General features: G+C 46.7%; 13 protein-coding genes. 8 read left to right on the forward strand and 5 right to left on the reverse strand.

Going from position 1 to position 14,506, the window contains the following annotated elements; translation table 11 throughout:
• Positions 1-114: 114 nt before the first annotated feature.
• Both epd and N5E84_RS10850 read right to left on the reverse strand, forming a co-directional pair.
• Positions 115-1,140, reverse strand: coding sequence for an erythrose-4-phosphate dehydrogenase (gene epd / locus N5E84_RS10845; protein ID WP_026027970.1), 1,026 nt, complete (start codon positions 1,138-1,140; stop codon positions 115-117).
• Positions 1,141-1,339: 199 nt separating this feature from the next.
• The gene (locus tag N5E84_RS10850) at positions 1,340-3,295 is read right to left on the reverse strand and encodes a ligand-gated channel protein (RefSeq protein WP_017047513.1); all 1,956 of its coding nucleotides are present in this window, start codon (positions 3,293-3,295) and stop codon (positions 1,340-1,342) included.
• A 143-nt stretch (positions 3,296-3,438) separates the two neighbouring features.
• Here N5E84_RS10850 and N5E84_RS10855 point away from each other — a divergent pair, with 143 nt between their 5' ends.
• Positions 3,439-4,341 (forward strand): LysR family transcriptional regulator, encoded by a 903-nt coding sequence (locus N5E84_RS10855; protein WP_019282284.1) that lies wholly within the window; start codon positions 3,439-3,441, stop codon positions 4,339-4,341.
• A gap of 63 nt (positions 4,342-4,404) precedes the next feature.
• Here N5E84_RS10855 and tkt read toward each other — a convergent pair whose 3' ends face one another.
• Positions 4,405-6,414, reverse strand: coding sequence for a transketolase (gene tkt / locus N5E84_RS10860; protein ID WP_164732780.1), 2,010 nt, complete (start codon positions 6,412-6,414; stop codon positions 4,405-4,407).
• Positions 6,415-6,743: 329 nt separating this feature from the next.
• On the opposite strand from tkt, the gene metK reads away from it, so the two are divergent.
• The 7 genes from metK (at position 6,744) to ruvX (ending at position 12,235) form a co-directional block, all read left to right on the forward strand.
• Positions 6,744-7,898, forward strand: coding sequence for a methionine adenosyltransferase (gene metK / locus N5E84_RS10865; protein WP_010320654.1), 1,155 nt, complete (start codon positions 6,744-6,746; stop codon positions 7,896-7,898).
• A gap of 67 nt (positions 7,899-7,965) precedes the next feature.
• On the forward strand, positions 7,966-8,466 hold the full coding sequence (locus N5E84_RS10870) for a SprT family zinc-dependent metalloprotease (RefSeq protein WP_019282289.1): 501 nt from the start codon (positions 7,966-7,968) through the stop codon (positions 8,464-8,466).
• A gap of 133 nt (positions 8,467-8,599) precedes the next feature.
• Positions 8,600-9,307, forward strand: a complete 708-nt coding sequence (gene endA / locus N5E84_RS10875; RefSeq protein ID WP_013857813.1) for a deoxyribonuclease I — start codon at positions 8,600-8,602, stop codon at positions 9,305-9,307.
• 108 nt (positions 9,308-9,415) lie between these two features.
• Positions 9,416-10,147: a 16S rRNA (uracil(1498)-N(3))-methyltransferase gene (gene rsmE / locus N5E84_RS10880; protein WP_019282290.1), complete on the forward strand. Its 732-nt coding sequence runs from the start codon at positions 9,416-9,418 to the stop codon at positions 10,145-10,147.
• 13 nt (positions 10,148-10,160) lie between these two features.
• Positions 10,161-11,114, forward strand: coding sequence for a glutathione synthase (gene gshB / locus N5E84_RS10885; RefSeq protein ID WP_043004432.1), 954 nt, complete (start codon positions 10,161-10,163; stop codon positions 11,112-11,114).
• Between the two features lie 46 nt (positions 11,115-11,160).
• Entirely contained in the window at positions 11,161-11,724 is a 564-nt protein-coding gene (locus tag N5E84_RS10890) for a YqgE/AlgH family protein (protein ID WP_017045507.1), read from the forward strand.
• 82 nt (positions 11,725-11,806) lie between these two features.
• A complete protein-coding gene (gene ruvX, locus N5E84_RS10895) occupies positions 11,807-12,235 on the forward strand; it encodes a Holliday junction resolvase RuvX (protein WP_019282292.1) in 429 nt (142 codons plus the stop codon).
• Positions 12,236-12,333: 98 nt separating this feature from the next.
• On the opposite strand, the gene N5E84_RS10900 is transcribed toward ruvX, so the two are convergent.
• Positions 12,334-13,440: a PilT/PilU family type 4a pilus ATPase gene (locus N5E84_RS10900; protein WP_069211910.1), complete on the reverse strand. Its 1,107-nt coding sequence runs from the start codon at positions 13,438-13,440 to the stop codon at positions 12,334-12,336.
• Between the two features lie 10 nt (positions 13,441-13,450).
• Entirely contained in the window at positions 13,451-14,488 is a 1,038-nt protein-coding gene (locus tag N5E84_RS10905) for a type IV pilus twitching motility protein PilT (RefSeq protein WP_010320646.1), read from the reverse strand.
• Between the last annotated feature and the right edge of the window lie 18 nt (positions 14,489-14,506).

A 14,506-nucleotide genomic window follows, 5' to 3' on the forward strand; every position in this document is an offset into this window, starting at 1 on the left:
TTGGAAACCCGGCAACCTTGCCGAGCCTATAAATTCTTCAAACTGGTTATCGATATGGAGATTTGAGTTATTTATTTCAAGCCTGAAAATAAATAAATCTCCATCATCCTGCTACTACTCGGATGCTTGCATTGCGAGTGCCGTATCCAGCATGCGATTCGCAAAGCCCCATTCGTTATCACACCAAACGAGCATTTTAACAAGCTGCCCGTTACTCACTCTTGTTTGTGAACCATCAACAATCGCACTATGGGGATCGTGGTTAAAATCGATGGAAACAAGCGGAGCTTCAGTATAGTCAACAATGCCACGTAATGTACACTGAGATGCGTTAACAATGGTTTGATTTACGTCATTAACTTTCACATTTGTATTAATTGTGACACTCAAATCCATCGCGGTGACATTAACTGTCGGTACGCGCACTGATATCGCTTCAAATTTGTTAGAAAATTTCGGAAAGATCCTTTCAATTCCTTTGTGCAACTTGGTGTCCACTGGAATGATGGATTGGCTTGCGGAACGTGTTCGACGCAAATCGGTGTGGTAGGCATCAATCACTTGTTGATCATTCATTGACGAGTGAATGGTGGTAATGGTTCCTGAATCGATACCAAACGCTTCATCAAGCACTTTAATAATCGGTACAATGCAATTGGTGGTACAGGATCCGTTTGACACAATGCGGTGTTCTGCGGTTAGCGTCTCATGGTTGACCCCATAAATGATTGTATTATCGAGATCATGTGAGCCTGGATGTGAAAAGAGTACCTTCTTTGCGCCTGCCTCAATGTGCTCCAAACCATCGGCTTTTGAGCCGTACACACCCGTGCAGTCGAGCACAATATCAACGCCTAAATCGCGCCATGGCAGAAGTTTGATTTCACTAAGGTGCAAAATTCGAATCGAGTCATACTCATCCAGCCCATGATGAACATAGATATGCTCTTGATCATTAGTGATCTTTTTACCAAATCGACCATGAGTAGTGTCGTATTGCAGTAGGTGCGCCATCGCATCAGGTAGCGCCAGCTCGTTCACCGCCACCACTTTTATCTGCTGACTTTTTCCACTTTCATATATCGCACGCAGCACGTTGCGCCCGATACGCCCAAAACCATTGATCGCGACTTTAAGCATCATTCCATCGTCTTAACTTTTTTCGTGGTACAGATAGTAACCGATAGCGACCAAGAGCAACACCCCAAGCCATCAGTTGTCGCAAAAGATTCCGTTTCTAAACGGACTCAAGGTACAAGCAACGGCGGCTACGACAAGAAAGGTGACCATAAAAAATGGCTCACCAAACGGGAGCCATTTCATTTGCGGTATTGATGGTTTAAAAGTTAACGTCAATACCTAACCAATAACGACGTCCATCTTCTACATAGCCATATTCTTGGTATGAAATTTCTTCATCGAGTAGATTGTAAATCGCACCTTTCAAGCTTACTTGAGAAGAAAGCGCGTAAGTGATGCCAGTATCGATGAACTGATAAGCTGGCTCAATCAAGCTGCTACGAGAAGGGCCAGTGACTGGGTTGCTCTCTTTTCCACGATAAGTCAGCTTCAACCAACTGCTCAAGTTGTCAGTCGCTTGCCAATCAATATCAGCGCTGAAGCGATGTTCAGGTTGTTGCTCAAGTGGCATACCTTGATATTTTCCGGTTTTTTGCTCTGAGTCAGTAAAGGTATAACTCGCGTTGAAATAAACCGTTTCTGTGATAGGTAAACCGAGCGTACTTTCGACCCCACGCGTGTACGCTTCATCAACGTTCACTCGATAAGTGGGATCAGAACCCCACTCGTTCGGACCTGCAGTACAAATGTGGTTGGGGCACACAACACGGGTAATTTTGTCTTTAAAATCATTATGGAAGAAAGTCAAACTCGCGTTAAGACCCGCTCCATTTTGGTACATCAACCCCAACTCTTTGTTGATTGAAGTTTCGGGTTTTAAATCTGGGTTGCCGTAGATATTACCGCCACCACTCACTTGCGCCCAATTTGGCGTGACTTCTCTGAGCTGCGGTGAACGGAAACCCGTGGCCACGCCACCTTTCAGAATCCACGCTGGATTGATGGTCCACACGCCATACGCTCTTGGGCTAAAATGAGAACCATAATTTTCATCGTGGTCAACACGGCCACCTAAGGTTAGGTTAAACGACTCGGTCATGCGCCACTCGTCTTCAACAAACGCCGCCCATTGAGTGCTTTCAATCTGAGTTAAATCAGAGGCTTTATTTGAGGTAAAATCTTCTAACTTTGAATGTGAAGCCTCAATGCCTACGGTTGCCGTATTGTTAGTCAATGGCACCACTAAGCTTGATTTAGCCACCGTATTGATGATCTCCATCTCACGGCTTTTATTGTTACTTACTTCACGTTGGACATAAGTATCCGACACACCATAGTCGCCCCAATCCCCTTGGTGAGAAAGGGAAATATAGGTTCTACGGTATTCGTTTAAGCTGTCTTCGCACCCACCTTTACAACCTGTCGTTGGCACGGATAACCCTACATTGCCTCGGCGATCTTGTGCGGAAGTGCCCACTTCAAAAGTCAGATCATGCTGCTCATTAAGTTGGTAGTTCAACTTTGAAGTTAAACTTTTTAAGCTTTTGTCTTGGTAGCCACGTTCAATCTTATCTTCATCGCGTTCGGTACTCTGTCCATAAACTTGCAGAGAAAGATTGTCGGCCAGTGGCCCTGTCAGGAAGAAGTTGACGCTGTTCTGATCGCCAGAATCGCGATTTTCTTGGAAAACCGTATCCAACTGAACACTGCCTGACCACTCTTGATTATCTTTTCGTGTGATGATGTTGATCACACCACCAATGGCATCTGAACCATACAAAGTCGACATTGGGCCACGAATCACTTCAATTCGTTCAATGGCTTGCAGTGGTGGCATCCATCCCTGCTCAATACCTGGGCCATCACTATTTGGTCGAGTTTGACGTGAAGATTGACGCTTACCATCGACTAACATCAAAGTGTAGTTTGAACTCATACCGCGCAAGCTGATGTCTGTTTTGTCACCACCTCCAGTCACCAACACGCCCGGCACACTGCGCAGTGCATCGGTTACATCACGATAATAACGTGATTGCAACTCTTCTCGTGTAATCACACTGATACTCGCTGGAGCCTGCGCTTGTGTTTGTTCAAAACCAGCCGCCGTCACCACTAATTTCTCATAAGATTGAATTTCTTCAGCGAACACGTGTGATGAGGTGAATAACCCGAGCGCTGCAGTAATTGCAACATTCAGCGGATTGAGTCTGGACATGTACCACTCCTTTAAATGATAATGATTATTAATTTCATGAGTGGATTATTCATAATTTTGATGATTGAGATAGATAGACAGATGGAATGGTCGATACCGAATATGGAACACAGTGATGATTAGATTAAAAGGCCATTTTACTTATGCATGATTTCAGTGCGATCAAAGCTTTCCATGCTCTCTGTCAATACAAAAGCCTGACTGCGGCGGCGAAAGCGCTGGAACAGCCTAAGTCCACCCTCAGTCGACGTTTGGCGTCTTTGGAAAACGATCTCGGACAAGCCTTAATTGCTCGGCAAGGCAACCGTCTAACTTTGACTAAAGCTGGGCAAGTTTTTGCAGTTTATACAGAACAACTGCTTGAATTAGCAGAAAAAAGCCATGAAGCACTGCAAGAGTTTAATAACCAAATCAGCGGTGAAATGACCTTGGTGGTTCATCCGAACTTAATTCGTGGCTGGTTGAGCAATGTATTGGATGAATTCATGCAAACCCACACCGAAATCAACATTCGACTCTACAGCCAATATGTGGCAGAAGAGTCGCATCTTGAGCCTGATTTATTGATTTGGATTGGCCCGTTTGCTCAACAAGGCTGGAGACGTGAATTGCTCGGCCATTGGCAATATTCACCTTATGCGTCGCCACACTATCTTGCCAATAACGACATGCCAGAGCATCCACAAGATCTAGTCAAACATCCTTGGATTGATTTTATCGCTTTTCGCCAAGAAGCTTTGGCTCTCATCCATCCTATTCACGGCAGCTATCTTTTACCTGCGCTCACAAGCCGCTTGCAGAGTGATAACCTAGCTATGCAAGCGGATGCAATAGCCAAAGGAAGAGGCATCGGCTTACTGCCGACATGGTTTGCCAAAGGCTTTGAACAAGCGCACCCAAACAGTGTGCAAGCATGTTTGCCAGAATGGTTGTCGCCACCCACTGAAATTAGTTGTCATTATCCAGCAGGCAGACATCCGCTCAAACTGCGTCTGTTTATCGACGCGCTACGTCAAGCCTGTCCTGAGGAATGGAAAGCACCATAAACATCAAGATCAAAAAAGCCCAGCGAGTCATTCGCTGGGCTTTTACATTAAAAATAAGAAGACTTAAGCAAGCAGCTCTTGTGCTTGTTTCACCACGTTTTCAGTCGTAAAGCCGAACATTTTGAACAGTTGATCCGCCGGTGCTGACTCACCAAAGGTAGTCATACCGATGATCTTGCCGCCAAAACCAACGTACTTGTACCAGAAGTCGGCGATACCTGCTTCAATTGCAATACGCTTAGTCACGGCGGCTGGTAGTACGGCTTCGCGGTAAGCTGCGTCTTGTTTATCAAACGCATCGGTCGATGGCATCGAAACTACGCGCACTTTCTTACCTTCTGCTGTAAGTTGCTCTGCGGCTTTTACCGCCAGTTCAACTTCAGAGCCAGTGGCAATCAGGATAAGCTCAGGCTGACCAGTGCACTCTTTTAGGATGTAACCACCTTTCGCGATATCCGCAACTTGCGTTTCACTGCGTGGCTGCTGCGCTAGGTTTTGACGAGAGAAAATCAGCGCTGATGGGCCATCTTTACGCTCAATCGCCAACTTCCATGCGACGGCTGATTCCACTTGGTCACACGGACGCCATGTGCTCATGTTCGGTGTCAAACGCAGTGAAGCCACTTGCTCAACTGGTTGATGGGTTGGGCCATCTTCACCTAAACCAATCGAGTCATGGGTGTAGACTTGGATGTTTTGGATTTTCATCAACGCCGCCATGCGCATCGCGTTACGGGCGTATTCCATAAACATCAGGAAGGTTGCGCCGTAAGGTACGAAACCACCGTGCAACGCGATACCATTCATGATGGCCGTCATACCGAATTCACGCACACCGTAGTGAATATAGTTACCCGAGAAGTCTTCCGCCGTGAGCGATTGAGAGCCCGACCACATGGTGAGGTTAGACGGTGCCAAGTCCGCCGAGCCGCCCATAAATTCTGGCAGCATTTTACCAAACGCTTCCAGCGCATTTTGTGACGCTTTACGTGACGCAATATTGGCTGGGTTAGCTTGAAGGTCAGCGATAATTTGACTCGCTTTCGCTTCCCATTCTGCTGGCAACTCGCCGTTTACGCGGCGTTTGAACTCAGCGGCTTCGGCTGGGTAGGCGGCGGCGTAGGCTTCAAACTTGGCGTTCCAATCGGTTTCTTTCGCTTGGCCAGCTTCTTTGGCATCCCACTGCGCGTAAATGTCGGCAGGGATGTGGAAAGGTGCATGCGGCCAACCCAGGAATTCACGCGCTGCTTTGATTTCTTCAGCGCCTAAAGGGGCACCGTGACAGTCGTGTGAGCCTGCTTTGTTTGGCGAACCAAAACCGATGATGGTTTTGGTGCAAATCAAGGTTGGACGAGGGTCTGCTTTCGCAGCCTCAATCGCGGCATTAATCGCTTCAGCGTTATGGCCATCAACCGCAGCAATAACATGCCAGCCGTACGCTTCAAAACGTTTTGGCGTGTCATCAGAGAACCAGCCTTCCACATGACCATCGATAGAGATGCCGTTGTCATCCCAAAACGCAATCAGTTTGCCAAGGCCTAGCGTACCGGCCAAAGAACACGCCTCGTGCGAGATGCCTTCCATCAAACAACCATCACCCATGAACACATAAGTGAAGTGGTCAACAATGTCGTGACCCGGTTTGTTGAACTGCGCCGCCAGTGCTTTTTCAGCCATCGCCATGCCGACCGCATTGGTAATACCTTGGCCTAGTGGGCCCGTGGTGGTTTCAATGCCCGGCGCGTAACCGTATTCTGGGTGACCTGGTGTTTTTGAGTGCAATTGACGGAAGTTTTTCAAATCATCAATCGACAGCGCGTAACCGCTCAGGTGCAATAAAGAGTAAATCAGCATTGAGCCGTGGCCGTTCGACAGCACAAAACGGTCGCGGTCAGCCCATTGTGGGTTTTGTGGGTTATGGTTTAAGTGGCCACGCCAAAGAACTTCAGCGATATCGGCCATACCCATCGGTGCACCAGGGTGACCAGAGTTAGCTTGTTGAACACCGTCCATACTAAGAGCACGGATGGCATTGGCGAGTTCTTTATTAGAAACAAGGTTATGGGAAGACATGTCTGCTCCTGAGTGCATTAAGCGAATCCAAATTAACGGAAATGGGCTGAAAATAGCGCGGCTATTCTCTCAAAGCACTTTTCTCACTGCAAACGTTTTACTGGAGGAATAGTGCTCTTTGGCGCTTATTTTTAGGATAAAAAACCAAACTCCAATTTTTCATCTAAATTTAAGCAAACGTTTGGTTTACAGACAGGCGTAAAAATAACTTGTAATTCGACTATTCAAAACTAGAATAGACGTCTAGATGTAGAAACACCTGCATAAACTAATGAATAACGATGGTGAGCAAAGCTTGCCATAGTCCAACGAATAAAAGTGGAGCTCCCATGGCTAAGCACCTGTTTACTTCTGAATCCGTTTCAGAAGGTCATCCAGATAAAATTGCAGACCAAATTTCTGATGCGGTTTTGGATGCGATTCTAGAACAAGACATCAAAGCGCGTGTTGCTTGTGAAACTTACGTGAAAACCGGCATGGTCATGGTTGGTGGTGAAATCACGACCTCTGCATGGGTGGACATTGAAGAGCTTACTCGCCAAACCGTTCGTGAAATTGGTTACGTCAACTCAGAGATGGGTTTCGATGCCAATTCTTGCGCCGTTTTGAATACCATTGGTAAACAGTCACCTGATATCAACCAAGGTGTTGATAAGGCCGATCCTAAAGAACAAGGCGCCGGTGACCAAGGTATTATGTTCGGTTACGCGACCAACGAAACTGAAATCCTGATGCCAGCACCGATCACCTACGCTCACCGCTTGATGCAAAAACAAGCAGAAGTGCGTAAAAATGGCACGCTTTCTTGGCTACGTCCTGATGCAAAATCTCAAGTTACCTTCCAATATGACCAAGGTAAAATTGTCGGAATTGATGCAGTCGTTCTTTCAACGCAACATTGCGACTCTATCTCGACAGCTGACCTACGCGAAGGCGTCATGGAAGAGATCATTAAGCCTGTGTTGCCAGCCGAGTGGCTTAGCAAAGAGACCAAATTCTTCATCAACCCAACCGGTCGTTTTGTGATTGGCGGCCCAATGGGTGACTGTGGTTTAACTGGTCGTAAGATCATTGTTGATACCTACGGCGGCGCAGCGCGTCACGGTGGTGGTGCATTCTCTGGTAAAGATCCATCAAAAGTAGACCGTAGTGCAGCCTACGCGGCGCGTTATGTAGCGAAAAACATCGTGGCGGCTGGCCTTGCTGACCGCTGTGAAATTCAGTTGTCATACGCCATTGGTATTGCAGATCCAACCTCAATCATGGTCGAAACCTTTGGTACTGAGAAAGTATCACAAGAGATCATCATTGAAGCGGTACGCCAGCACTTCGACCTACGCCCATACGGCCTACAAGAAATGCTCAATTTGCTGCAACCGATCTACAAGAAAACCGCCGCTTACGGTCACTTCGGCCGTGAAGAGTTTCCTTGGGAAGCGACTGACAAAGCCGCCATCCTACGTGACTTTGCTGGCTTGAAGTAATTTTCAACCTAGTTTAAATTTGTAAGCCCTTGCTCATTCGCAAGGGCTTTTTTCTAGGAATGAATCTGTGCCTAATTTTGAGCTACATTACCGTGCGCAAGTAAAAGCAAAACAGTGCATCACAACCGCTCGTCACTATTTTCAACACGACTTCCCTATGCCGAGTATCAGCTATCAGTTACGGGGAAAGGCGGCAGGTAAGGCTTATTTACAACGTTGGGAAATCAGACTGAATCCAGTGCTGTTTGCTGAAAATCAACGCGCCTTTCTCGATGAAGTGATCCCACATGAAATCGCCCACCTAATTACCTACCAGCGCTATGGTCGCGTTCGTCCACACGGTAAAGAGTGGCAGGGTGTGATGAATCAAGTGTTTCATTTACCAGCCAATACCACTCATCGCTTTGAAGTCTCTTCTGTGCAAGGCAAAACCTTTGAATATCACTGCGCCTGTGCGCATTATCCGCTCACTGTCCGTCGTCACAATAAAGTGATGCGCAATCAAGCCACCTACCGCTGTCAACACTGTGCGCAAACGCTCCATTTTACTGGCGTGCAGCTTTCCTAAATAAACTTTGGTTGCTGCTACTTGAATCCACAGCGGTGTGGTTACACCCATCTGCAATTAACAACAAAAACATCATTTATTATTCTTTAATCTGAGTGTTAGACTAATAAAAACCATACTTATATCAGTCTAAATGATGTCCTATTTTCGCTTATTGCTTGTGAATAGCAGCTTAGCTTTGTTCTCGTTTTGTGCCCTAGCTGCGCCTCCCGCTTCCTTTTCTCAAGCTAAAAAAGAAGCATTGAAAATCTATCATGATCATCCAGTGAGCTTTTATTGCGGTTGTGACATTGCATGGCAAGGTAAGAAAGGCACGCCCGACTTACAAGCTTGTGGTTACCAAGTTCGCAAACAACAAACTCGCGCCAGCCGTATTGAATGGGAACACGTCGTCCCTGCTTGGCAATTTGGCCACCAGCGTCAGTGCTGGCAACAAGGTGGGCGTAAAAATTGCACCAAAAATGATACTATTTTTCGTTCGATGGAAGCTGACCTTCACAACCTGACGCCGGCGATTGGCGAAGTCAACGGCGATCGTTCAAACTACAATTTCAGTCAGTGGAATGGCGTAGAAGGTGAAAGCTATGGCCGTTGTGAAATGCAGGTCGATTTTAAACAACGCAAAGTCATGCCACCCGATAGAGCACGTGGCTCAATTGCTCGTACCTATCTGTACATGAGCCAAAACTATGGCTTTCAGTTATCCAAGTCCCAAACACAACTAATGCAAGCTTGGAATCGCCAATACCCAGCCGATGAGTGGGAATGCAAACGCGATCAGCGAATTGCCAAAGTTCAAGGCAATCACAACCCATTTGTGCAGCAACAGTGCCGTTCATAAGGTACTTTTTGTGGGCCATTTTCGTGATTGAAACTCGCCCTTGCCCCTTGTTTTTTCAGTGTAAAGCATCCATGTTAATGGCTATTAAACGTCAGGTAGGAACTATCCATGCGTATCCCTAGAATTTATCATCCGACTCCTCTTCAACCCTCAAGCATTATTGCTCTCAATGATGATGCGGCTGGGCATATTGGCCGGGTGTTACGCATGCAAGCGGGCCAAGAAGTACTGCTTTTTGATGGCAGTGGCGCGGAATTCCCAGCGGAAATTACCGAGGTCAGCAAAAAAAATGTGCTGGTCAATGTGTTGAAAAGAGTCGAAAGCAGCTGTGAATCGCCTCTTAATTTACACCTTGGGCAGGTGATCTCACGCGGTGACAAAATGGAGTTCACCATTCAAAAATCGGTCGAACTTGGCATCAATACCATCACACCTTTGATTTCTGAACGTTGCGGCGTGAAATTAGATGCCAAACGTTTTGAGAAAAAACTTGAACAGTGGCAAAAAATTGCAATCAGCGCTTGTGAGCAGTGCGGCCGCAATATAGTGCCGCTGATCCGCCCAATTATGCAGTTGGAAGAGTGGTGTGCCGAACCCAGTGATGCGCTCAAGCTCAACTTACATCCACGTGCGAAGTATTCGATTAATACCCTGCCTCAACCCATCAATAAAGTCCGTTTGTTGATTGGCCCTGAAGGGGGCTTATCAGAATCAGAAATTAGCATGACTGAACAGTACCATTTTGAAGAAACCTTGCTAGGCCCACGCGTACTGCGTACTGAAACTGCGGCCTTAACGGCTATTACTGCTCTTCAAATTCGCTTTGGCGATCTTGGCTAACCGGAGAAAAACAATGATTAAACTTGGTATCGTCATGGACCCTATCTCGTCCATTAACATCAAAAAAGATTCCAGCTTTGCCATGTTGCTAGAAGCGCAGCGTCGTGGTTATGAAATCCACTATATGGAGATGAATGATCTACACTTAGATCAAGGTATCGCTTTTGCCGATACCAAAGTGGTGACATTAAAAGAAGATCCGAACGGTTGGTATGAGTTTTTATCTGAGCAAACTATTCCACTGGCTGATCTCGATGCAGTGTTGATGCGTAAAGATCCGCCGTTTGACACTGAATATATCTACGCAACCTACATTCTAGAACGAGCAGAAGAAGCAGGAACATTAATCGTCAATAAGCCGCAAAGCTTACGTGACTGCAATGAGAAACTGTTTACGGCATGGTTCCCTGAACTAACGCCAACCACCATAGTGACGCGTAAAGCGGAAAAAATTAAAGCCTTCCGCGCGCAACATGGTGATGTGATTTTAAAACCGTTAGACGGTATGGGCGGGGCATCTATCTTCCGCGTTAAAGAGGGTGATCCAAACGTATCTGTCATTATCGAAACATTAACTAACCACGGCCAAAACTACTGTATGGCGCAAACTTTTGTACCTGACATCAGCAACGGTGATAAACGTATTTTAGTGGTCGATGGTGAACCAATGCCTTACTGCCTAGCGCGAATTCCGGCACAAGGTGAAACCCGTGGCAATTTGGCAGCGGGTGGCCGTGGTGAAGCGCGTCCACTGAGCGAAACCGATAAAAAAATTGCTCAAGCTATTGCTCCAACATTGAAAGAAAAAGGCTTAATCTTTGTCGGACTTGACGTTATTGGCGACAAGCTCACTGAGATCAACGTGACGAGCCCTACGTGTATTCGTGAAATAGAGGCCGCCTTTGATATCTCAATTACCGGTAAGTTGATGGACGCGATTGAGCGTCGAATCAACAAGTCATGCTGAACTGGGCAAACTCTTGCCCAGTAATTTGCGATAGGTTGGAGGCAGTATGAATCTTACAAATCATTTTTTAGTCGCCATGCCAAGTATGAGAGACCCTTACTTCAAGCACAGTGTTATTTACATCTGTGAGCACAATGAAGAAGGGGCGATGGGCTTGATGATTAATGTGCCGATTGATATCACCGTGGGCGGCATGTTAAACCAAGTCGATGTTGAGCCAAGCTATCCGAAGCTTCAACTTGATAGCCTAAAAAGGCCCGTATTGAATGGCGGTCCTGTTTCTGAAGATCGTGGGTTTATTCTACATCGACCGAAAGATCATTATGAGTCCAGCATCCGTATGAGCGATGACATTGCCGTCACCACATCGAAAGATATTTTAGCGGTACTGGGCACGGATGCCGAACCAAGTCACTATCTTGTGGCTCTGGGTTATTCAGGCTGGGAGCCCGGTCAGCTTGAGTTAGAGCTGGCTGAAAATTCTTGGTTAACCATTGAGGCCGATCCAGAGGTTATCTTTAATACGCCCATTCACGATAAGTGGAATCAGGCGATTAAAAAACTCGGCATTGATCCCATCCAACTCTCAGCGCAAGCTGGGCATGCTTAACTTTTACGGCTCTAACCTTTACGGCTCTAACTAGGTAACGCGCCTTTTTAGAGCCTTTATTGCACCATTCAAGATACTGATTATGACATCCAGAACCATTATGGCTTTTGACTTTGGCACCAAAAGCATCGGCAGTGCGATTGGCCAAGAAGTTACAGGCACCGCATCGCCACTTAAAGCCTTTAAAGCCAATGACGGAATTCCACATTGGGAAGAGATCGAAAAGCAGATCAAAGAGTGGCAACCCCATTTATTGGTGGTAGGGCTACCAACAGATTTGCACGGCAAAGCATTAGAAACCATTACCCCACGAGCTAAAAAATTTGCGCAGCGTTTACACGGGCGCTTTGGCTTACCCGTCGAGATGCATGACGAACGGCTTTCAACCCGAGAAGCGCGCGCCGACTTATTTGCCATGGGCGGCTACAAAGCGCTGAGCAAAGGCAATGTCGATTGCCAATCAGCTGTAGTGATCTTAGAGAGCTGGTTTGAAGCGCAATGGGGCGCGTAACTTAACCTCACGCAACTTAACCTCGCGTAACTTAACTTTAATACAGCGGTGCAGAACAATCCCGAATCGAGTTCGGGATTGTTCGTCTTAAACTGCGACTATTCCATATCAATCTGCACGTTATTCAATGTGCCACTGCTGATCCCTTCGCCACGCTTTGTTTTTAACATTAAACGTAAATCGTTAGCCGAGTCAGCGCTGTGCAGTGCATCTTGTTCACTGATTTTGTCCTCAACGACCAGTTGATACAGTGCTTGGTCAAAAGTCTGCATCCCCACTTCTTTTGATTTGCCCATCGTCGCTTTCAATTCGTGCAGATCACCGCGGCGGATCAAATCGGAAATTCGAGGGCTGTTGAGTAAAATCTCAAACACACCATGTCGTCCCTTGCCATTTTTATCGCGGATCAACTGCTGCCCCACGACGCCTTTGAGGTTCATCGACAGATCAAATAAAAACTGCTCTTTTTGCTCTTTAGGGACCAAATGCAAAATTCGTTCAAGCGCTTGGTTGGCATTGTTAGCATGTAACGTTGCCATACATAAATGACCTGTCTCGGCAAAGGTCATCGCATATTCCATCGTTTCACGTGAACGGATCTCACCAATTAAAATCATATCAGGGGCTTGGCGCAGCGAGTTTTTCAGCGCCACTTCGTAACTCTCGGTATCCAACCCCACTTCTCGCTGGGTCACAATGCAACGCTGATGCTCATGCACAAACTCAATCGGATCTTCCACCGTTAAAATATGCCCTGTTCGGTGCGAGTTACGATAACCCGTCATGGCCGCCATGGTGGTCGATTTGCCCGACCCCGTCGCGCCGACCACCAGCACCAGCCCACGCTTTGCAATCGAGAGATCTTGCAACACACCCGGTAACTTTAATTCTTCAAAAGTGGGGATATGAGTTTCAATACGGCGGATCACCGCACCGGGCAGCTCACGCTGAAAAAAAGCACTGACACGAAAACGGCCAATCTCTCTCACCACTGCAAAATTGGCTTCACGTGTGCGTTGAAATTCACGGCGGCGATCCTCATCCATCATGGCATCTAACAACGCCATCACCTGCGTTTGGGATAACTTTTCGCCATGAGCTCTTAACTCTCCATCGACGCGAAATAACACTGGCGCTCCTACGGTGAGGTACAAGTCGGAAGCTTTTTGAGTCAACATACCCTCAAGACATTGGTTCAGTTCCATGAGCTCTCTCTTAAAATGGTGATGAATTGACTTCCAGTTTTTTCTGCACTTCTTCTTGATCGACAATACCTTGCGCAATCAACTGTTTGGAATTCTGTTCCATAGTTTGCATGCCATGCGCCGCACCCGTTTGGATGATGGAGTACATCTGCGCAACCTTATCCTCGCGGATCAAGTTACGAATCGCTGGAGTGGCAAGCATAATTTCATGACATGCGACGCGGCCCCCACCTAAACGTTTTAGCAACTTTTGCGCAATCACGGCTCGCAATGATTCAGAGAGCATTGAACGAACCATCTCTTTATCACTACCGGGAAACACATCAATGATCCGGTCGATAGTTTTCGCCGCAGAGCTGGTATGTAACGTGCCAAACACTAAATGCCCTGTTTCAGCCGCGGTTAACGCTAAGCTGATGGTTTCTTGATCGCGCAGCTCACCGACTAAGATTACATCCGGATCTTCGCGCAGCGCCGAGCGTAGCGCTGCTTTAAAACTGTGGGTATCTCGGTGCACTTCACGTTGGTTAACCAAACATTTATTGTTGCTATGCACAAACTCAATGGGGTCTTCAATGGTTAAAATGTGTTTGTTGTGATGAGAATTAATGTAATCAACCATTGCTGCCAGTGTGGTCGACTTACCCGACCCTGTTGGCCCAGTCACCAGCACCAATCCTTTCTCATAATTGGCGATTTTATTAAAAATGTCAGGTGTTTGCAGATCTTCCAAGGTTGGGATCACCGTAGGAATCGTCCGGAAAACCGCAGAGCAGCCACGAGATTGATGGAAAGCATTGACACGAAAACGCCCTACATTAGGCAGCTCAAATGAGAAATCCACTTCCAGTTTCTCTTCAAATTCACTACGCTGAGCATCGTTCATGATCTCAAAAATCAAACGATGCACGTCAGCATGAGTAAAAGCAGGCACTCCGAGCTTTCTTACTTCACCATCTATCCGTACCATAGGTGGAACACCTGCAGATAGGTGTAGATCCGAAGCGTTGTGCTTTACACTAAAATCCAGTAGCTCAGCGATATCCATTTAATTTCCTTAGTAAAG

Source organism: Vibrio sp. J502 (assembly GCF_025397955.1).
GTDB lineage: Bacteria > Pseudomonadota > Gammaproteobacteria > Enterobacterales > Vibrionaceae > Vibrio > Vibrio anguillarum.